Raw genomic sequence first — 20745 nt, forward strand, 5'->3', positions numbered from 1 at the left:
ACTATTTACACAGATCGTTCTTGGAACCCTCAGAGTTTGGACCTGCGAGGCAATAGAGCGTTGACATGTCCGCCGCCGATCGCATGCGTTGCGGATTGGGCTCGGCCGTGTCGCCGCTGACACTCTTATTCAATTCGCAATCGGCGCGAAGCAGGCACATGACAGGTATACGGGCCATAGCAACAGCCGCCCGGAGCATGCCTTGTTGACCGGCAAAATTACCGGCATTGCGAACGCGATACCACTGATGCTGGCGCGAAATGCGGAAAAAAGCGCGCGGATTGGGCAAGATCGCAATTCTTGAAGTCAGATCGTTGTCGGCGAAGAGATCCACCACCTGTCCGTCATAGGGTTCCGCGAGACGCCGGTTATTGGACACAAAGGTCGAGTTGAAGGTGATTGCGGCCGTGCATGGAAACGACGCTGCCATGTGGCGGGCAAGTCCGCCGCCCAGTCCATGGCCGACCATGATATATTCGATCGGTAACCCTCCCGCGTTAGCCTGAGTTTCCTTTCGCACCTTTGCAAATTCCTTGCGCGCCGTCCGGTATTGATCCCAGGGATTGATCATTTGTGTGAAATAGGTGCTTTCACTCATGAGATCGGTGATGCTCGTGAATTTATCCTTCCCCCTGAAGACCATCATCACCGACAGGCGATCGGAGTTTTTCCGGTAGTAGAGTTCGGCATAGAAACCGCCTGGCTTTACGATTGGTTCGCCTTGCGGCACCCAGCCGAAATAATCCGGCTTGAGATTGAATCGCTCGCGCGGAATGGGGCGGTAAGCATTCGACGCGTAAGCTGCATAAACGCCAAAATAATCGGCAATCAGCTCATTGTCATAATCCGGAAAGCCGCGATAGTTCCGCCAGAAGCTCGGAATTGCCGGCCGCACGCAATTTCCCGATTGGCTGACTGATATGCCGAGGTCGTCCCGATTGATTGTCACCCAGGAAGCGAGAAAAGCATTTGCCAGACCGATCAAGCCAACGAACAGAACCAGCAGGCCAAGTCTTCGGATCATTCCGTTTCCCCCGATCGATCACATCCGCACGCTTAACACGGGTCACGAATTCGTGCAGCTAACAAAAAATCGCAGCGAGCCAAGGAGCCGTCGGTCAGCAAACGTTGAGACTACTCATTTCCGTTCCGCCTTCATGGAGTCGAACAATCGCTTGATGTCGGTCATTTGATCGTCGGCGAGTTTGTCGGCGCCGGCACCAAAGAGGTTCGAGATATTCTCGTCCACTTTGTCCTTGAATTTTGCACTGGACGGAACTCGCACCATCTGCTTGACCGCATCGGCATTGCAATTGGCGTTCAGAAGCTCAATGGCGCCATATGCCGGGCCAATCGATTCGATATATGGGGAAAGCGCGGCGTCGACATCGGTTTGCCTGCTTGCCAGATCGATGTTCATCCCGACTCGGCTGGCAAAGCGCGCCGAACCGAGCAGCTGAATCGCCCTGTCCAGGGCGAACTTCGCTGCAGCAAAGTTATGCCGAGCTCGTTCGAAGCGGTCCAATGCGTGCTGGCAGCGCGCAGGATCAATCGGCGCATTCAGGTCGAGCGCATGCAACGGCGTCATGAACGGCAAGCCTGCCAGGGACAACGCCGCTAGGATGATCGTCTTCATCGTCATTCCTCCCTGTCTGGTAAAGCTGGTGAAGAATAACCGATGTTGGTAGCACATACATATGGATACAAATCTGGGACAAAAGTTTGTAGCCATGAGCTGGCACACGCAATTTATTAAGCATAATGACGCATCAGTATGCATGCACCCAATGTCCCGCCACGACTAAAAATACGGACCACAATTCATGAAACGTCTTGCAGCAGGTTTGCTCACTCTTCTACTTTGCGGCTGCACGACAGTTGATTACGACTTTTCGGAAGCGAAACGGCCCTCTTCCCTCCAGCAGATAGCAGCGCCATCTGGCAACGTTAGCGCGCCGCGCTTTGGCGACCGTGACCCGCACGAATGGAATGGCAGGACGCCCTGGCGTTATCCGATCCATGGAACCGACGTTTCCAAGTATCAATCGACGATCGATTGGCAGACACTTCGCCAAAACCGAATTTCCTTCGTCTTCATCAAGGCGACGGAGGGCGGCGACCGCTTTGATGACCGCTTCGCCGAAAACTGGTCAGCTGCCCGGGCCGCTGGCATACCGCGCGGTGCATATCATTTTTACTATTTCTGCCGGAGCGCAAAGGATCAGGCCCGCTGGTTTATAAGTCACGTGCCGAACGACCCGGGGGCGCTGCCGCCGGTTCTCGACATGGAGTGGAACGCGGCATCTCCTACATGCAAGCTCAGGCCCAATGCCGCGATTGTCCGCAGTGAGATGCGCACCTTCATGGATATTCTGGAGCGCCACTACGGCAAACGCCCGATCATCTATACCACCATCGATTTCTTCGATGACAATGATCTGCGGCAACTTGACGGTTATCCGTTCTGGCTGCGCTCCGTCGCCGGTCATCCCGACGAGAGGTATGGCCCCCATCCCTGGACGTTCTGGCAATATACCGGAACCGGGGCAGTCCCCGGAATTCGCGGCGATGCGGATATCAATGTTTTTGCGGGCAACGAAAGCGCCTGGAAACAGTGGCTGGTCCGCAACAAAGTGCGATAAAGGTTGGCGTCCTGCCTTTCTCTCAATTCTTTGACTTCACCTCCCTCGCATATTCGTGCATTAGCAGGGAAAGTTTCGCGTACCTTGAAGTACGCTCGTATTAACGAGATTCCCTGATGAACAAAGTATCGATTGCCCTTGCCGCCAGCCTTTTCGTCATATCCAGCGCCGCCAATGCGCTTGATCAGGTGGCACCTCCGCAGCCGATAGTCGCAAAGCCTGCTTGCGGTGGGGAACTTGAACCATGGTTCAACGGTCTGATCAATGAGGCAAAGGCCGCTGGGGTCACCGACAAGGGCATTAGCGAACTGTTCAAAGCGTCGATGGACGACAAGGTGCTTGAGCGAGACCGCGCCCAAGGCGTTTTCAACCAGACCTTCCTGACGTTCTCATCGCGCATGGTATCCGACTACCGCTTGAAGCAGGGCGCCGCAAACCTCAAGAAATATGCCGACACCTTTGCCCGGGCCGAAGCCGAATATGGCATTCCCGGCCCAGTTATCGCCGCATTCTGGGGGCTGGAAACCGATTTCGGCGCTGTCCAGGGCGATTTTGACACGCTCAATGCTCTCCTCACCCTGTCTTTCGATTGCCGCAGGCCCGAGCTCTTCCGGCCGCAGTTGATTGCTCTCTTGAAGCTTTTCGACAGCGGTGTCGTGGACGCCAAGACGACCGGTGCCTGGGCCGGCGAGATCGGCCAGATGCAGATGCTGCCCTCGGACTATCTGGAGCGCGGTATCGATGGCGATGGCGATGAAAAGGTCGACCTGAAACACAGCGCCCCCGACGCGATCATGACCGCTGCACGCGTCATGCGCGATCTTGGCTGGCGCAAAGGCCAGCCATGGCTTGAGGAAGTAAAGCTCACACAGGAACTGCCTTGGGAAAACGCCATCCGCACCAATCGCCTGCCCCACTCCAAATGGGCCGAATGGGGCGTGACCGGCATGAAGGGACCGCTCGGTCCCGACGATGGCGATGCATCGCTGCTGCTGCCGATGGGCCGCAAGGGGCCGGCATTCCTGTCTTACGCGAACTTCGACATCTTCGTCGAGTGGAACAAATCCATCATTTACGCGACCACCGCAGCCTATTTCGCCACGCGGCTGGCAGGTGCCGGTCCGCTGGAGCCGACCAATCCTGAACCTGGTCTCAATCCGGAACAGATGAAGGAATTGCAGAACAAGCTTGTGGCGCGCGGCCACGATATGGGCCCCAAGATCGATGGCGTTTTCGGCATTCTCACGCGTGATGCGGTCCGTGAGGAGCAGATTCGGCTTGGGCTGCCTGCCGATTCATGGCCAACGCCGGAACTCCTTGGCAAGCTTTGATCCCGGTCTTGTGATGACGGAGGATCAACGATCCTCCGTCACCGCGAAGTTATTGACGAATATTATTTCAAACCCATGCAGCTGGCATAATAGCTTGTCGTCCCCACCCAATCGGAAAACACGCCTTTCACGCCAACGTCCTTGGCAAGCACATCCATCCTTCCATAAGTCATATCACCCGTATTGCCGGGCATTCCATCGCGCTCCATGGTATAGCCGACAAGCTCAAATCCGGCTTTCTTTGCGGCAAGAGCAGCTGCCGTCGGGACATATTTTTCACCCACTAATGGCGCAAGACCATCCAGGCTGGACGATATCGTCCTGACGCCTTGTGCATAAAGGCCGGCAAGACTGGTCGGATCTGGAAGAAACTTGATAAGATAAGACGCGCCCTTGCCGAATTCCGGCTCATTCTTGATCCAATAGAGTATGTCAGGAAGATTGAAGGATTGTATGCTCACGCTGGACGGATCGATCTTGGCCGCTTTGTACTCATCGACAACCTGCTGTCTGTAATCATCGAGACTATAGCCTGCTATTGACCTGTCCATATTCTTCAGCTCCGGCGTCATTTTGACGCCCGCCGCATCGAACAGCGCAATCGACTCCGCATGGGACATCAAGGTGCCGCTCCGGTTGGCATAAAGATCGGTGCGCCAATCCTTTGTAGGTGCCTCCATCATTCCCCGAAGCGTCTTGAATTCGGCAAGGGTAATGTCCGATGTGCAGCATCTACCGCCTGTGCATTTGCCTTTGAGCGCTGTGGCCTGAATATTCGTTGTATCAGTAAGATCGCATTGCGCGTGGCGGCAGACGAGTTGTTTGTCCTTGGTGAAAGTAACATCGCATTCGAGAATGCCGGCACCCATGCGGATTGCAGCCAGGTAACCCTCCTTGGTATGTTCGGGAAACTGCAAAGGCGCGCCGCGATGGGCGATGGCAAAATCCGTCCGTTTGAACGGACCATCGGCACAGGATTTGAGCTTGGTCTTCAACTCCCCCTCGCTCATGTCATCGACCAGAAAGTAGGGCCTGACGCCCACCTGCACGGCCTGAGGCGTAGCGGCCGACTGAGCTTCGGGCAATGGCAGAGGCCACACGATCGGTCCAAGGTCTTTTGGTGCAGTAGTTGCCTGCGGCGGCAATACGACTGTCTCGTTTGACGGTGCAACCGCTGGTGGAGTCTTGTTCAGCTTCGCCAGATCACTTCTGAGGTCTTTTAGGCCATCAACTGCCACCGGAGGCGCTATGACTGTCTCGTTTGACGGCGAAACCGCTTGAGGGAGGGTTGTCACCTTCAACTGCTCACCCTTTAGATCGGGCAGTTGAACGACGATTGACGACGGCAATACGACTGTCTCGTTTGACGGTGCAACCGCTGGTGGGAGGACTGTCACCTTCGGCAATTCGTTCTTGCCGGAAAACGTACTGTCGGATCCATTATTCTTTGGCGCGGCTGGATCACTGCCGTTGCAGGCGGAAATCACTGCCGCAAAGATAAGTAAAACTAAAGTATTAATAATAATTCTCATCAATATATCTCTCAATTCAGAATATTGATGTCGATACAATCCTTTTGTGACAGATATATTTCGTCGGCAATGCTCCAAGGGGCTTTGATTTTGAACGAGGAAAAACCCCCTCGGCTCGACCGCCCCGCCGACAATCATTTCTGGCCTACTTCAAACCCATGCAGCTCGCATAATAGCTCGTGGTCCCCACCCAATCTGAAAACACGCCCTTCACGCCAACGTCGTTGGCAAGCACATCCATCAAACCGTAGACATCATCACCATTTTCACCGGGGACATCGTCGTCATGCTCCATCGTCCAGCCGACAAGCTCAAATCCGGCTTTCTTTGCCTTGGTAGCTGCCGCTGATGGGATAAGCTTATTGGTGGTTTTCTCGGTATCGTAAAGATTTCCCACGGCTGACGATATGGTCCTGATACCTTGACTGTATAGGGTTGCCAGCCTGTCGTCGGAAACTGTAGACGATGGTGACCAGAGATAAGACGCGCCCTTGCCGAACTCCGGTTCATGCGCGATCAGATACAGCACATCGTCAAGATTGTCGGATTGTATGCTCACCTTCGACGGGTCGATCTTGGCGGCCTTGTACTCGTCGACGAGCTGCTGCCTGAAATTGTCGCGGGTGTAACCTGGGGGCAGGGTGATTTTCTTAAGCTCGGGGGTCATCTTGACACCAGCCGCGTCGAACAAGGCAATCGATTGGGCGTGGCTCATCACGGTGCCGCGTGTGTAGAGACCAGTGCGCCAATCAGCTACGTTCTTCAGATATTCGCCTGGTTTCGTCGCATCGGGGTTGGACCCTGCCAGTTTTCCCTTCAGTGTCTCGAACTCAGCCAAGGTAAAATCATATGTGCAGCAGGAAACAGAAGCCGTTTTCGCGCCATCCGCAGGCTTGAAAGGCACAGAGCATTTTGCCGCCAGCTCCTTGTTGGACAGGACATCTGTCGTTTGAGCAAGATCACATTGACTATGACGGCAAACGAGCTGCTTGTCCTTGGTAAGGGTCACATCGCACTCAAGGATGCCCGCACCCATGCGGATGGCCGCCTCATAGCCTTCCTTTGTGTGTACGGGAAATTCCAAAGGCGCGCCGCGGTGGGCGATGGCGAAATCCGTCCGTTTGAAAGGCCCGTTAGCGCAGGATTTGAGCTTGGTCTTCAATGGCCCATCGCTCATGCTATCGACCAGATAGTAAGGCCTGGTACCGACCTGTACGGCCTGTGGCGCGGCGGTGGGCTGCGCTTCGGGCAAGGGCAAGGGCCACACGATCGGCCCGAGGTCTTTCAGTGCAGTGGTGGTCTGCGGTGGCAATACGACTGTCTCGTTTGACGGTGCAACCGCTGGTGGAAGGACTGTCACGTTCGGCAATTCGCTCTTGCCGGAAAACGTACTGTCGGATCCATCATTCTTTGGCGCGGCTGGATCACTGCCGTTACATGCGGAAATCATTGCCGCAAAGATAAGTAAGACTAAAGTATTAATAACAATTCTCATCAATATATCTCTCAATTCAGAATATTGATGTCGATACAATCCTTTTGTGACAGATATATTTCGCCACTATTCACGACGGCGCGTTTTGATGAAAGGCTCTAAAGCTCTGTGTAGGCCATCGTCTCGAGCGAGGCAAAACCCTCGGGCCGATCGCCCGCGTCGAATGGTGTCTCTACCTCGACAAAAGTGTCGGGATAGAAACCGTTGAAGCGGGTGCGCAACGATAGCGAATAGGCACCGATATGACCGATCTCGATCCAGTCCCCCGTGTCGACCGTTTCCGGCAGCCAGAACGGGCGCGACAGGATATCGACGGAGTCGCACGTCGCCCCGCAAACCTTGAACGGCACAATCGCCTTTGGATCGCCATTGCGGTGCTTCTTGGCAGGATCGGGGATGAAGCGTGCAGGCAGCGTTATCTTGCCGGTCCATGAATCCGAGAGCGATGCCCAGATACCGTCATTGATGTAAAGCCGCCTGCCCTTGCGCAACAGGACGCGCACGATAAGCGAGAAGGCTCTGGCGACGATGACGCGTCCTGGCTCCGCCACCAGCGGCAAATCGCCAAAGCCGTACTCCTTGATGTCGCCGCGCAACCGCGACATCAGCTGACCCAGCGAAGGCATTTCCACATGCTTGCGCTTGGGGTCATGCCCATACTCGGCGGGAAAACCACCACCGACATCAAGGCCGGCCAGCGGTACACCCGCACGATTGCGCACCCAGTCTGCCGAACTCAGCGCACGCTCATAGGTGTCGGGGTCCTCGATCTGGCTGCCCACATGAAAACACAGGCCAACGTTGTAGCCAATCTTATGCGCCCGCTGCAGAAGCTCGACCGCGTGAGCGGGAGCTGCACCAAACTTCTTGGACAATTCGTAGGCTGCATGCCCCTTGGTTTGCAACCGTACATAGAGGGTAACACTGGCAGGATCGATGTCCAGCGCCCGCACGATGCGTGTCACCTTGGCGATCTCGTCCTCATGGTCGACGGCCATCACGCGAATGCCATAGGTTTCTAGAGCGAGGCGTATATCGGACTGCGCCTTGATCGGATGCATATAGAGCATCTGCGCTTTCGGAGCGACCTTGCGCACCGCTTCGAATTCCCCTGGTGATGCAACATCGAATATGTTGATGCCATTGCGCGCCAGCGTATCGAGTACGAGGTGTTCACCGTTGGTCTTGACCGCATAGGCCGTCTCGCCCGGAAACATTTGTCTGAACTGGTGCGCGTCCTCAACCAGGACTTGCGGTCGAAAGCAATAAACGGGCTGATCCGGCCGCAGGGTGAGCGCTGCTTCACGGGCCGAGGCGAATCGTTGCATCGTTTTGTTCTGCGTCATGGAAAACTCTTATCAAGGACGGATGACAGACGAAAGTCGGTTTCTTTCGGCAGGAATCGGGTGGCTTTATATCTTTCAGACGGTAAGTAGGTTGTTGAGCCGCATTTTTTCCTAAAGGATTGTAATTGTGTCTACGGCCGAAACGACGACATCAAATCCCCTCGCCATGACCGGTTTTGCCTGGCTGCAATTGCTTTTGCTTGGCGCCATCTGGGGTGGATCCTTCTTCTTTGCGCGTGTCGCGGTCCAGGTCGTTCCGCCGCTGACCCTCGTTCTGTTTCGCGTATTGGTAGCGGCATTGGCGCTGCACCTCTACCTGCTCAGCCGCGGCGTCCGATTTTGGGACTACAAACAGCATGCGCTTGAATTTGCCGGGTTGGGACTGCTCATGAACGTCATCCCCTTCTCGCTGCTCTTCATTGGCCAGACGGTGCTCGGCGCCGGTGTCGAATCCATCCTCAATGCCACCACACCAATCTGGACGGTCGTCGTCGCTGCGGTCTTGACGGTGGACGAAAAGGTCACGGTGAACAAACTGGCGGGGATTCTTCTGGGCATATTCGGACTTGTTGTCATGATAGGACCCGGCGTTCTGACCGGCTTGGGCGGACCACTTTGGGCGGAGATAGCTGTAATCGGTGCAACCCTCTCCTATGCATTTGCTGGCATTCTCGCCAAGCGCTTCAAAGGGGTGCCACCAACAATCACATCGACCGGGCAAATGACCGCTTCAACGCTAATCATGATCCCCGTCGTGCTTGCGTATGATGGCGTTCCCGATGTGGCAAGAATAGACACCGGCGTCTGGCTGGCCATTCTCGGCCTCGGCCTTCTCTCAACCGCCTTCGCCTACATTCTGTATTTCTCTATTGTGCGGACGGCAGGTGCCACAAATGCGTCGCTCGTGACATTGATCGTCCCGGTCAGCGCGATATTGCTTGGAACAATTTTTCTCGGAGAGCGTCTCGCGGTTCACGATTTCCTTGGCATGGCGCTGATCGCATTAGGTCTGCTGATTATCGATGGACGGCTTCAGACTGCTTGGCAAAAACAGCAAAAAGCCTAAAGTTTTCAATAATCCTCTTATCGCACAGCTCAAAATGCGTGGCTTAATCCTGGCAGGATTGCGGCAAAATATGGTAAATTCCGCAGCCATGGCAGATTCTTGTGCAGTGCAAAAATATACCCGTTTCTGGAACATTTTATCGTGAATTTAGAATTTTTTTGCTACTATAAATCTGTTTTATTTCAAAAACTTATGGTTCCTAGGCAAAAAAATTCTACACGCATTGTCACGAGTTCGCAATAATTAGGCTTTTTCTGTGGCAAATTTGCGCTATGTTAAATCGGTTAACTGCAGGAGACAAACGATGGGACTAACTCGATCGATGAATGTCCTTATGATCTGTGCAGCGTTCGCATTTATTGGTGCAATGGTCGTAGGACTGATACCCTAAGGTCAAACAAGAGCGCGACGGAGATGGTCTCTGACCGTTAGTAAAGTGAAACAAAATGGAACGGCCCGGTTATAGCAACCGGGCCGCTTCCCGTTCTATCCCTCACCTCAAGCGGCGGCCCCAGCCAAGGCGCCCTCTAACGCGCCGCTCCCTGGACGTATGCCGATCAGATGGCAGATCGCGAAAGCAAGATCGGCGCGGTTCATCGTGTAGAAATGGAAATCCTGCACGCCCCGCTCAACCAGGTCGAGCACCTGTTCGGCGGCAACGGCCGAAGCAACCAGCTGGTGGGTCTGCGGATCGTTTTCCAGCCCGTCAAATCGTTCCGTAAGCCAGCCTGGAATATGCGTGCCCGCCCGCGAGCAGAAATTCGTCACTTGCGTAAAATTGTGGATCGGAAGGATTCCCGGGAGAACGGGAATATAGATGCCGGCGCGACGTACTTTCTCGACGTACCGCTCATAGAGATCGTTCTCGAAGAAGAACTGCGTAATCGCCCGCGTGGCGCCATTATCTACTTTTCGCTTCAACATATCGATGTCAGTGGCAAAGTCCGGGCTCTCAGGGTGCTTTTCCGGATAGGCGGAAACGGAGATGTCAAAATCGGCGAAAGCCTTCAGACCAGCGACCAGATCGGCACCATTTTCATACCCACCGGGCGTTGGCTTGTAATTGGCACCGACACCGCTTGCGGGATCCCCGCGCAGCGCGACAAAACGTTTCACGCCCATGGCGGCAAACTCGCGCACGACCGTATCCACTTCTTCCTTCGTCGCATCGACACAAGTGAGGTGTGCTGCGGCATTGACGTCGGTTTCCGTCAATATGCGTTTGATCGTGCGAGCAGTGCGTTCACGCGTTGAGCCACCCGCGCCGTAAGTTACCGAGACGAATTCCGGGGTGAGTGGCGCAAGGCGCGTCACTGTTTCCCAAAGCCGCTCTTCCATGACCTCGGTCTTGGGCGGAAAAAATTCAAAGGAAACCCGGATATTGGTTCCGAGATCGGGACGGCGGGACTGGCGGAAAAAACTCATTATACGCTCTCCGTGACGCGGGAGGTTAAAGCGGGATCGGCAATCAGCAAGCGCGGGTCGCGTGCCAGCCACAATTTGACAGTCAGTTTGTCTTTGTCTTTCGGCTCAAGTTCCAGACTTTCCTCGAGCATCAGACCGGCCTCAGTAAGCCAGTCACGCATATGCGTATCGCTGAAGCCCAGACGCACATGCGCATGGCTGTCGCGCAGAAACTCAAGTTCGTGCGGGGCGAAATCGACAATCAACATTCGCCCTCCTGCGCGCAGTGCACGTGCCGCCTCGCGAATTGCTTCGGCCGGATTATCAAGGAAATGCAGGACCTGGTGAATGGTCACTAAATCGAAGGATTCACGATCAACCGGCAGTGAATAAACGTCGCCATGGCGCACTTGCGCATTGGTAATGCCATCCTTGTCCAGATTGGAGCGGGCAATGGTCAGCATGTCGCGATTGATGTCGATACCGACGCCGCGCACATAAAGCGGCGAGAACAGCTCGAGCAGGCGTCCTGTGCCCGTGCCGACATCGAGCATGGCCTGGAATGGCTTGCGGCCGACAATCTTCAAAAGAGCATCTTCCACGGCGCCATCTGGTACATGCAAAGAGCGGATCACATCCCAGCTTGTCGCATTGGCGCTGAAGTAAGCGGCGGCCCGCTCGCGACAGCTGCAATTTCACCGAGGAGAGGCGCTCAAGGTCGCGTTCCAGCAGAGGATCAGCGTAATCAAGGCGATCCAGCAGCGAACGGGCTATATCGCCGACGATGAGGGAATCTGCCAGACGGAAATAGGCCCACGAACCTTCCTGATACCGATTGATCAGGCTTGCTTCAAACAGCAGCTTGAGGTGGCGCGAAACGCGCGGCTGCGATTGGCCGAGAATGGAAGTGAGGTCCGAAACGGTCAGATCGCCCCGCGACAACAGCGCCAGGATCCGCAGCCGGCTTGGCTCCGCCGCTGCTTTCAGCGTATCGACCATCAGATCAAGATTGAGATCACGCTTGTCCATCATTCACCTCAAAAGACATAAAGATATGTTTATGTGAGAAATAAGGTTTTGGCAAGTTAGTTTTTGCCATTGACGACAAAATTTGCCGCGTCTGAAATAGCCGCGAGAATCGCCGCAAAGGAAGACGCATGAGCACAGGAACAAATCGCCAGCGCGCCATCAACAAGGCGCTGACGCTGCTTCTCCCGGCTGTTCCCTATTCGGATTCAGAGCCGATACGCGCTGCGGCAGGCGCGCCGCATATGAGGACGCTGCCACCGCCAATCGCTGTATGGCTAGCGGCGGTGGCCCATGTCCGCCACCAGCACACGGATTATGACGCCTTGCGTGACGAGGGCTATGACAAGGATTCTGCCCGCTACTTCGTACTTGATGCGATCAATCGGAAGCTGACCGAGTGGCGCGCGACCCGCTTGCTGGATCCGGACGAAGAAGATCCGAGTTGATAGTGGGTTCCCCCTGCCATTCTTCGTCGAAAATCAGGTCTTCCAGCGGCACCCTTAGCCGCCACCCGCGTTTTTCCAGTTCCGGCGCATCATAAAGCTCATCGGCGTAGCCCATACACAGATAGGCAACGATCTCAACATGGTCTGGAATGCCTAGAATGTTACGCAGGTCCCGATCGTGATAGATACTGACCCAGCCGATACCGATGCCTTCAGCACGAGCCGCAAGCCAGAGGTTCTGTACGGCGCAGACGGTGCTGTAAATGTCCATCTGCCGGTTATGCGTGCGGCCAAGCACTACCTTGCCACCGCGCGTCCGGTCGCAGGTGATGCAAAGATTGATCGGCGCTTTCAGGATGCCTTCGAGCTTCAACGACGCGTAGAGCGCCTGCCGTTCATCGGCGAACAGCGCTTTCGCTTCCTCATTGGCGCGGGTGAAGGCACGGTGCACCTCCGCTTTTCGCGCTTCGTCTCGAATGACGATGAAGTTCCACGGCTGCATGAAGCCGACCGACGGCGCATGGTGAGCGGCATCCAAGAGCCGCGTCAGCACTTCGTCATGGATCGGCCGCGACAGAAATTGGTCGCGCACATCGCGGCGGGTATAGATGGCTTTGTAGACCGCGGCGCGCTCCTCATCGGAAAAGCCGGCCGCGGTGACTGGACCACAGGATATGTCGTGCATTGTTTGCTCCCAACAACGCTTGAAAACCCTTCCCGCCGTCCGCGCGGTTTGGGCTATAAGGTCCGGCCGGTCTTCTGACTGAGGTTCATCTGAACCGCGCGCCTTCCGGACACATCCATGGCATTTGCGCGGCCCATCCCCTTTACAGCGTTGGGCACGTGCCGGACTTTCACCGGCTTCCCGATTCTCCCGCGATCTGTTCAATCGGCAGGCACCGGACCTTCAAACCATTCGCCACAGAAAAATCTCTGGCGCAAGCCTCAGGGCTGATAAATCCATTGCTCGGGCACACGCACATCGACCTTTTCGCCAGCGCGAACGGTGCCGGGCTTCTCCACCCAGGCCACGATACCTCGCAAACGCCGCGACACACGGACAAAGTCCAGCGCCGTGGTGGTATGGTCCGCCGTAGCGGCATGCTCGCCGATGGAGCGCCCAGCCACCTTGCAAGGCGCATTTTGACCGTCAACCCTCAGGGTCACGCCGCCTTCGAAGAACAGCAGGGTGCGTGGTGGCAGCATCGACAGCGATGGAACACCGTCGACAACCATATTGCCACCGATCCATTCCGGCCTGAGTTCCGCCAACCCCATGCCGTTGGCGACTTCCCTCAACTCATCCGATGCGAGAATGGAAAGCTGGCGTTCATTACGCATCTCCGTGCCGCGCGGATACCAGGGTTCACGCCCGCCGGACTTACGGGTGGCACCGGCGTGGTAATCGCCTACAATCCCGTCAAAAGTCAGTTCGAGCGAGCTTGCCGGCGTCGTGACGAAATCTCCTGCAAGCGCCTCGAACAGGCCGCTAACCCGTCCACCGATCTTGCGGGAGGGCAGAATCCCGGTCTTTGTTGCAAACAGGTCGGTCATTGCGCGCTCCGTGAAACTCGCCGTACTTTAAAAAAATCGACCGCGAAAACCAGCAAATGTGACTGATGGATCCGTCAAAAATGATGATGGGAGGGCGTTTCCACCCTCCCAGGAAGATCAGCGCGTCAAAGGCTTGTATGTCGGACGCTTTGGATTGACGCTGTCCGGTCCGAGGCGGCGGATCTTGTCATTCTCGTAGTCTTCGAAATTGCCTTCGAACCACTCGACGTGACTGTCGCCTTCGAATGCGAGGATGTGCGTCGCCAGACGGTCGAGGAACATGCGATCGTGGCTGATGATCACGGCGCAGCCCGCATATTTTTCCAAGGCATCTTCAAGAGCCGCCAATGTTTCGGTGTCGAGATCGTTGGTCGGTTCGTCGAGCAGCAGAACATTGCCGCCGGCCTGCAACATTTTGGCGAGATGTACGCGATTGCGCTGACCGCCCGAGAGGTTGCCGACCTTCTGCTGCTGGTCGCCGCCCTTGAAGTTGAACGCCGAGACATAGGCACGCGAATTCATTTCGTGCTTGCCGAGCTTGATGATTTCATTGCCGCCGGAAATTTCTTCCCAGACGTTCTTGTCAGCCTTCAGATGATCCCGGCTCTGGTCGACATAGCCGAGATGCACCGTGTCACCGACGCGAATGGAGCCGGAATCAGGCTTTTCCTGACCGGTGATCATCTTGAACAGGGTAGTCTTACCGGCACCGTTAGGGCCGATAATGCCGACAATGCCGCCGGGGGGCAGTTTGAAGGTGAGGTTTTCGATAAGAACGCGATCGCCAAAGGATTTGGTAAGGTTCTCTGCCTCGATCACGACCTGACCAAGGCGCTCGCCCGCCGGAATGAGTATCTGAGCATCGCCCGGACGCTGATCGTTAGCGGCATCGACCAGCGCGTCATAGGCCCTGATGCGCGCCTTCGACTTTGCCTGGCGGGCCTTGGGGCTGGCGGAAATCCACTCGCGCTCACGCTCGAGTGCCTTCTGACGCGAGTCATCCTCGCGGCCCTCCTGCAGCATGCGCTTGGCCTTGGCGCCGAGATAGGCTGAATAGTTGCCTTCATATGGAATGCCGCGGCCGCGATCGAGCTCGAGAATCCAGCCCGTCACATTGTCGAGGAAGTATCGATCGTGCGTGATCAGGAGGACAGAGCCCGGATATTCGCGCAGGTGCTTTTCCAGCCACGCTGTGGTTTCCGCATCAAGGTGGTTGGTCGGCTCATCGAGAAGCAAAAGATCGGGCTGCGACAGCAACAGACGGCACAGCGCCACACGGCGGCGCTCACCACCGGAGAGATTGGTCACTTCGCTGTCACCTGGAGGACAGCGCAGCGCTTCCATCGCCATTTCGACCTGGGATTCCAGATCCCACAGGTTCTTGTGGTCGATGATATCCTGCAACTTGGCGCCTTCATCGGCGGTTTCGTCGGAATAATTCATCATCAGTTCATTGTAGCGGTCGAGGATTGCCTTCTTGTCGGCAACTCCATCCATGACGTTGCCCATCACGTCCTTGGTCGGATCGAGAACAGGCTCCTGCGCGAGGTAACCAACGGTCGCACCATCGGCGAGCCAGGCTTCGCCGGTATATTCCTTGTCCATGCCAGCCATGATCTTGAGGATCGTCGACTTACCGGCACCGTTCGGTCCGAGGATACCGATCTTGGCGTCGGGGTAGAAGGAAAGGTGAATATTTTCAAGAACCTTCTTGGTTCCGTATGCCTTGTTCAGGCCGGCCATATGATAAATGAATTGGCGTGCCATAACGCGCGTCACTCCGATGTTCGGGATTTTAGGGACATAAATTTGCGCCGTATGTAGGCGAAAGGGGCGCGGGTGGCAATGCATAGCTGGTTATTTCGGACATTCCGCACGGTGAGCGCTCCCCCCGCCACGCCCTCATTCTCTGAGTCTGGCCATTGAGTGGTTAGGGAAGACGGGCGGTCGCCGAAGCGCGTCTTGGTAGAAGTAGTAATGCGATCCGAAGACCGCCCGCTGACGTTTCCCCCTGCCGGCCGGCTTCTGCCTGTTCCGCGGGGCGAGTGGATGAGCGCCTGGAGTCCGGGCCCATCGTCGCCGTCGGTGCAGTGTCCGCACAATTGGCGTCGGCATCAACAACGCAGGCAATATCTGTGTGTCAGGCAGATTGACCTCCGAAGACGAACAGGTCGGCCGCTGCCCGGGTCCGTTGCCCGCACATCGACACGCCGTCCTCCCCCACTTTCGAACGGCTCCGGAAGCAGCTCCCCATGGAAAGGACGGGGTTAGGATAAACGAGGTTTGCAGGTGTTGGATAAGTTAGCAGCATTATTTTGCGTGCGGTGAGATCGTGCAAGGGTCGACAGGCACCTTCTTCTCCAATAATCGCAGGGTGTCTCCCTCTCCGGCTTGACCCGAGGACCCAAGGCAAAGGGCGAGAATTTATCCACCATCCCGACGCGATTCAGGGAACGAAACCGTCAACGCAAACGGCCATTGGGAATTTCACTTTGCTGGAATGCGTTGCGTGCCGTGATATCTCAGTCCTTCTCGGCCGTGGGTCCTCGGGTCAAGCCCGAGGATGACGAAGAGGAAGGTGCTTTTCAACCACGGCGAGATCATCGCGAAACGATCCCTCTCTTGCGATTTCTGGCACTTGGCCCCAAAACGAGCGAAACCGGGCGCGGATATTTCCGTCACCCGGTTTCCCCTCTGGTGCCGCATTGGGGGAGCGTCCTCTTCTCCCTTGAACGGCCATGTAACTGGCAAGGTCTGGATACGCGCGGTCAGTTCCCTTGCTACATTCTCTGCATCACACGCTCGCGTCACGCGTACACAGTTGTGGCAATTGGGGTAGGAGGACCAGCATCCAAACTCTTTCGGAATGAAGTTCTGCGGCATGTTTTTGCCGTTTGCAAGAGGTTTTGCAAAATAAAATTGCATTGATGACTACATGATTATTTATTGTGCAGAGCCAGAACAATTTAGGCGGATTCAACCCGAATTTTTTCCGCATTGACTAATCGTGCGTCACCCTTTCAATTGCAACGGGAGGCACCGGATGCCATTTGACGACGTAGAACTGGTAAAGACAGCCGCAGGCGCAGCGCTCGCTTTGCGTTTTTCACCAGCGGCTGGGCCAGCCCGCGCAATCGTCCACATCAATCACGGCGTCAGCGAGCATTCGCTGCGCTACAAGCGTTTTGCGCAGTTCCTGAATGGACAGGGTTTCCACGTTTATGCCCATGATCATCGCGGTCATGGATTGACCAGGGCCGCGGGCGCTCCAGCCGGGCGCTTTGCTCCGGCTGATGGAATCAATCATGTGCTGGACGATGTGGATACGATCAACAATCTTGCCCGCAGCCGTCATCCTGGACTGCCGCTTATCGTGTTCGGCCATTCGATGGGCGGGCTTATCGCGCTGAATTCCGTTTTGGGGCACCCGGACAAGGTGGACGCAGCGGCCATCTGGAACGCCAATTTCTCCGCAGGCTTTCTCGGTCGTTTAGCACAGGGATCCTGCGCGCGGAACGCATGTTCCTCGGCTCAGACGTTCCAAGCATGATTCTTCCGAAACTCACGTTTCAGGACTGGGGACGCGGTATCAAGAATGCGCGTACTGCATCCGACTGGCTGTCACGCGACCCTGATGAAGTGGACGCTTATCTTGCCGATCCCCTTTCGGGCTGGAACCCCACCGTGAGCATGTGGCGCGATATTTTCGACTTCATATTTAACGGTGCCGACGATCTCGTTACTGGCGAAGGTTCCGCGCGACCTGCCCTTTAATCTCGTTGGTGGTGCGGAAGATCCGGCAACGGCGAAGGGCAAGGCGGTCAGGGACCTTGAAACCAGGATGCGCAAGCTTGGCTTCACTCATGTCACCACCACGATCTACGAGGATACGCGGCATGAAGGCCTCAATGAAATCAACAGGGAAGTGATCATGCAGGATTTCGCCGAATGGGCTGCTCACACGCTTGCGCAGCGAACAATCAGTCTAAAGAGTGCCTGACCAAAATGTCCAATGCCCCCCCTTAAAGGTATTCGTGTGATCGAACTCGCCCGCGTTCTTGCTGGTCCGTGGGCGGGACAAATCCTCGCCGATCTCGGTGCCGATGTTATCAAGGTGGAAAATCCCTCGGGCGGCGATGAAACGCGCGGCTGGGGGCCTCCCTTCATTACCAGCAGCGAGGGTGAAAACCTCTCGGCCGCCTATTTCCACTCGTGCAATCGCGGCAAGCGTTCCATCATAATCGACTTTACGTCACCAGAGGGCCAGGAAACCGTCAAGGCGCTTTGCCGGACGGCGGATGTGGTTTTGGAGAATTTCAAGGTCGGGGGCCTGAAGAAATACGGCCTCGACTATGCCTCGTTGAGCGCTGACAATCCCCGTCTCGTCTATTGCTCCATCACCGGCTTCGGGCAGACCGGTCCCTACGCTGCGCAGGCAGGCTATGACTTCATCATCCAAGGCATGTCGGGACTGATGTCGGTGACCGGAGAACCCGACCGTGAACCGCAGAAGGTTGGCCTTGCCGTCGCCGACGTCTTCACGGGGCTTTACTCCGTCATTGCCATTCAGGCGGCGCTGGCGCACGTGGCCAGTACCGGTGAGGGCCAGATGATCGACATGGCGCTGTTCGACGTGCAGTCCGCGGTGATGGCCAACCAGGCGATGAACTATTTGGCCACGGGCAAGAGTCCGCACCGCATGGGCAATGCGCATCCCAATATCTCACCTTATGAGGTCGTGCCCACATTCGACGGCCACATGATCCTTGCCGTTGGCAATGACGGCCAGTTCGCGCGGTTCTGCGCCATAGCCGGCCTCGACAGTCTTGCCAGCGATCCGCGTTTCCTGACCAATCGGGCACGGCTGGAAAACCGTTCCGAACTGACCGCTCTGATCAGAGTCGAAACAAGAAAGCACACCCGCGCCCAGCTGCTGGAAGCGTGCGCCAAAAATGCCGTTCCGGCCGGCCCGATCAACCAGATCGGCGAAATGTTCGACGATCCTCAAATCGCTTCCCGTCAATTGCGGCTTGATCTCGACGACGCCCATGGCAATACCATACCTTCCGTGCGCACGCCGATCGTCATGTCGAAGACCCCCTTAGTTATGACAGGCCGTCGCCGCGCCTTGGCGAGCACAGCGCCGAAATATTGAACGAATTGAAGGATGCAGACAATGAAAACGGGCGGTGAACTGATCGTTGAAGCCTTGGCGGCCAATGGCGCGGAACGATTGTTCTGCGTCCCCGGGGAAAGCTATCTGGCCGTACTGGACGCGCTCTATGATGCAAACATCGGCGTAACGGTCTGCCGCGCAGAGGGTGGCGCCACGATGATGGCAGAAGCCTGGGGCAAGCTGACGGGCAAACCGGGCATTTGTTTCGTTACACGCGGTCCCGGCGCGACCAATGCGTCGCCCGGCATCCACATCGCCAAACAGGATTCTACGCCGCTGATCCTGTTCATTGGACAAGTGCAGCGCGAGGCGCGTGAACGCGAGGCATTTCAGGAGGTGGAGTACCGCCGTTTCTTCGCGGACACCGCCAAATGGGTGGCGGAGATCGACGATGCGCGGCGCATACCGGAGTTCGTAACGCGCGCATTCTCAGTCGCGACCTCGGGCCGCCCGGGACCCGTTGTGCTGGCCTTGCCAGAGGATATGCTCACCGACGCCGTCAACGCGGTCGACGCGCAAGGCTGGCAACCGGTCGAGACTGGCCCCTCACCCGCCAGCATTGAAAAGCTTGCCGATCTGCTGCAGGGCGCGAAAAAGCCCTTCATGATCCTCGGCGGCTCGCGCTGGAATGAACGCGCGGTCCATTCGATCACACGCTTTTCCGAGAAATGGCATCTGCCCGTCGGCTGTTCCTTTCGTCGCCAGATGCTGTTCGACCATCTGCACGCGAATTATGCCGGCGATGTCGGCATCGGCATCAATCCGGCCCTCGCCACCCGCGTGAAGGAGGCGGATGTGCTGTTGCTGGTTGGCGGGCGTTTCGGCGAAATGCCCTCCTCCGGCTATACGCTGATGGACATTCCCTACCCCCGGCAAACCCTTATCCATGTCCATCCCGACGCGGATGAGCTCGGACGGGTCTATCGTGCGGGCCTGGCCATCAACGCGGCACCCGATGCCTTTGCCGAAGCGGTCGAGCATCTTGCGCCGCCATCCCACATCAACTGGCCCGGCGAAGCGGAGACTGCGCACAAATCCTATCTCACCTGGTCGACGCCGCCGCAGACAGGTCCCGGCAAAGTGGCAATGGGACCGATCATGTCCTATCTCGAGAGTGTGCTGCCCGAAGATGCAATCATGACAAATGGCGCGGGCAATTATGCCACCTGGCTGCACCGTTTCCATCGCTTCCGCCGCTTCGCGACGCAGGCCGCTCCCACGTCCGGCTCTATGGGATACGGGCTTCCCGCTGCCGTCGCTGCGAAACAGCTCTATCCGGAACGCACCGTCGTCTGCTTTGCCGGCGACGGCTGTTTCCTTATGAACGGTCAGGACTTTGCCACGGCAGTCAAATATAGCCTGCCGATCATCGTCCTTGTGATCAACAACAATATATATGGCACGATCCGCATGCACCAGGAGCGGGAATATCCGGGCCGGGTTTCGGCAACGGATCTCACCAACCCGGATTTCGCCATGCTGGCCCGCGCCTATGGCGGGCACGGCGAGACGGTAGAGGCCACTGAGGAGTTCGCGGGAGCGTGGCAGCGGGCGGTGCAAAGCGGCAGACCCGCGATCATCGAGATCCGTCTTGACCCCGAGGCGATCACACCGGCCAAGACACTCACCGAAATCCGTAACAAGCGTTGATCGGCAGGGCGGGCATTACGGCTTCGTAACACAAATGAGGATAGCAAGGCGGCAGTTTCAATGTTATGGAGCGC

The 20745-nt window shown here is 56.5% G+C and carries 14 protein-coding genes, 3 pseudogenes and 1 riboswitch; of the genes and pseudogenes, 7 read left to right on the top strand and 10 right to left on the bottom strand.

What is annotated here, in order from left to right; all coding sequences use genetic code 11:
• Position 1 precedes the first annotated feature (1 nt).
• Positions 2 to 1024 (bottom strand): alpha/beta hydrolase family protein, encoded by a 1023-nt coding sequence (locus N8E89_RS01940; RefSeq protein ID WP_262260994.1) that lies wholly within the window; start codon positions 1022 to 1024, stop codon positions 2 to 4.
• A gap of 114 nt (positions 1025 to 1138) precedes the next feature.
• Entirely contained in the window at positions 1139 to 1780 is a 642-nt protein-coding gene (locus N8E89_RS01945; protein WP_262260995.1) for a hypothetical protein, read from the bottom strand.
• Between the two features lie 43 nt (positions 1781 to 1823).
• Here N8E89_RS01945 and N8E89_RS01950 point away from each other — a divergent pair, with 43 nt between their 5' ends.
• Positions 1824 to 2642: a glycoside hydrolase family 25 protein gene (locus N8E89_RS01950; RefSeq protein ID WP_113172012.1), complete on the top strand. Its 819-nt coding sequence runs from the start codon at positions 1824 to 1826 to the stop codon at positions 2640 to 2642.
• 116 nt (positions 2643 to 2758) lie between these two features.
• A complete protein-coding gene (locus N8E89_RS01955; RefSeq protein WP_262260996.1) occupies positions 2759 to 3973 on the top strand; it encodes a lytic murein transglycosylase in 1215 nt (404 codons plus the stop codon).
• Between the two features lie 62 nt (positions 3974 to 4035).
• Here the strand turns inward: N8E89_RS01955 and N8E89_RS01960 are convergent, their stop codons facing one another.
• From N8E89_RS01960 to N8E89_RS01970, 3 genes are all read right to left on the bottom strand, one after another.
• Positions 4036 to 5505 (bottom strand): glycerophosphodiester phosphodiesterase family protein, encoded by a 1470-nt coding sequence (locus N8E89_RS01960; protein WP_262260997.1) that lies wholly within the window; start codon positions 5503 to 5505, stop codon positions 4036 to 4038.
• A gap of 145 nt (positions 5506 to 5650) precedes the next feature.
• A complete protein-coding gene (locus N8E89_RS01965) occupies positions 5651 to 7000 on the bottom strand; it encodes a glycerophosphodiester phosphodiesterase family protein (protein ID WP_262260998.1) in 1350 nt (449 codons plus the stop codon).
• A 98-nt stretch (positions 7001 to 7098) separates the two neighbouring features.
• Positions 7099 to 8328, bottom strand: a complete 1230-nt coding sequence (locus N8E89_RS01970) for an alanine racemase (protein ID WP_106663289.1) — start codon at positions 8326 to 8328, stop codon at positions 7099 to 7101.
• Between the two features lie 184 nt (positions 8329 to 8512).
• Between N8E89_RS01970 and N8E89_RS01975 the strand changes: the two genes are divergently transcribed.
• Positions 8513 to 9412 carry a DMT family transporter gene (locus N8E89_RS01975; protein ID WP_262261793.1) on the top strand — a complete coding sequence of 300 codons (900 nt, stop codon included), beginning with the start codon at positions 8513 to 8515 and terminating at the stop codon, positions 9410 to 9412.
• A gap of 498 nt (positions 9413 to 9910) precedes the next feature.
• Here N8E89_RS01975 and metF read toward each other — a convergent pair whose 3' ends face one another.
• Both metF and N8E89_RS01985 read right to left on the bottom strand, forming a co-directional pair.
• Positions 9911 to 10837, bottom strand: a complete 927-nt coding sequence (gene metF, locus N8E89_RS01980; RefSeq protein ID WP_262260999.1) for a methylenetetrahydrofolate reductase [NAD(P)H] — start codon at positions 10835 to 10837, stop codon at positions 9911 to 9913.
• Positions 10837 to 11845: pseudogene (locus N8E89_RS01985) on the bottom strand (ArsR/SmtB family transcription factor). The gene metF and the pseudogene N8E89_RS01985 overlap by 1 nt, the downstream one beginning before the upstream one ends.
• Before the next feature lie 128 nt (positions 11846 to 11973).
• Between N8E89_RS01985 and N8E89_RS01990 the strand changes: the two are divergent.
• Positions 11974 to 12291, top strand: coding sequence for a DUF2293 domain-containing protein (locus tag N8E89_RS01990; protein WP_106662702.1), 318 nt, complete (start codon positions 11974 to 11976; stop codon positions 12289 to 12291).
• On the opposite strand, the gene bluB is transcribed toward N8E89_RS01990, so the two are convergent.
• From bluB to ettA, 3 genes are all read right to left on the bottom strand, one after another.
• Positions 12224 to 12976 carry a 5,6-dimethylbenzimidazole synthase gene (gene bluB, locus N8E89_RS01995; protein ID WP_262261000.1) on the bottom strand — a complete coding sequence of 251 codons (753 nt, stop codon included), beginning with the start codon at positions 12974 to 12976 and terminating at the stop codon, positions 12224 to 12226. The genes N8E89_RS01990 and bluB overlap by 68 nt on opposite strands.
• 46 nt (positions 12977 to 13022) lie before the next feature.
• A riboswitch (cobalamin riboswitch) is annotated at positions 13023 to 13210 on the bottom strand.
• Between the two features lie 26 nt (positions 13211 to 13236).
• On the bottom strand, positions 13237 to 13845 hold the full coding sequence (locus tag N8E89_RS02000; RefSeq protein WP_262261001.1) for an MOSC domain-containing protein: 609 nt from the start codon (positions 13843 to 13845) through the stop codon (positions 13237 to 13239).
• Between the two features lie 117 nt (positions 13846 to 13962).
• On the bottom strand, positions 13963 to 15612 hold the full coding sequence (gene ettA / locus N8E89_RS02005; protein WP_262261002.1) for an energy-dependent translational throttle protein EttA: 1650 nt from the start codon (positions 15610 to 15612) through the stop codon (positions 13963 to 13965).
• A 1276-nt stretch (positions 15613 to 16888) separates the two neighbouring features.
• Here ettA and N8E89_RS29230 point away from each other — a divergent pair.
• The 3 genes and pseudogenes from N8E89_RS29230 to N8E89_RS02020 all read left to right on the top strand — a co-directional run bounded on the left by N8E89_RS29230 (position 16889) and on the right by N8E89_RS02020 (position 20671).
• Positions 16889 to 17845: pseudogene (locus N8E89_RS29230) on the top strand (alpha/beta fold hydrolase).
• A 12-nt stretch (positions 17846 to 17857) separates the two neighbouring features.
• Positions 17858 to 19038: pseudogene (locus N8E89_RS02015) on the top strand (CaiB/BaiF CoA transferase family protein).
• A complete protein-coding gene (locus N8E89_RS02020; RefSeq protein ID WP_262261003.1) occupies positions 19022 to 20671 on the top strand; it encodes a thiamine pyrophosphate-binding protein in 1650 nt (549 codons plus the stop codon). The pseudogene N8E89_RS02015 and the gene N8E89_RS02020 overlap by 17 nt, the downstream one beginning before the upstream one ends.
• Positions 20672 to 20745 lie beyond the last annotated feature (74 nt).

The organism is Phyllobacterium sp. A18/5-2 (assembly GCF_025452215.1).
Lineage (GTDB): Bacteria > Pseudomonadota > Alphaproteobacteria > Rhizobiales > Rhizobiaceae > Phyllobacterium > Phyllobacterium sophorae.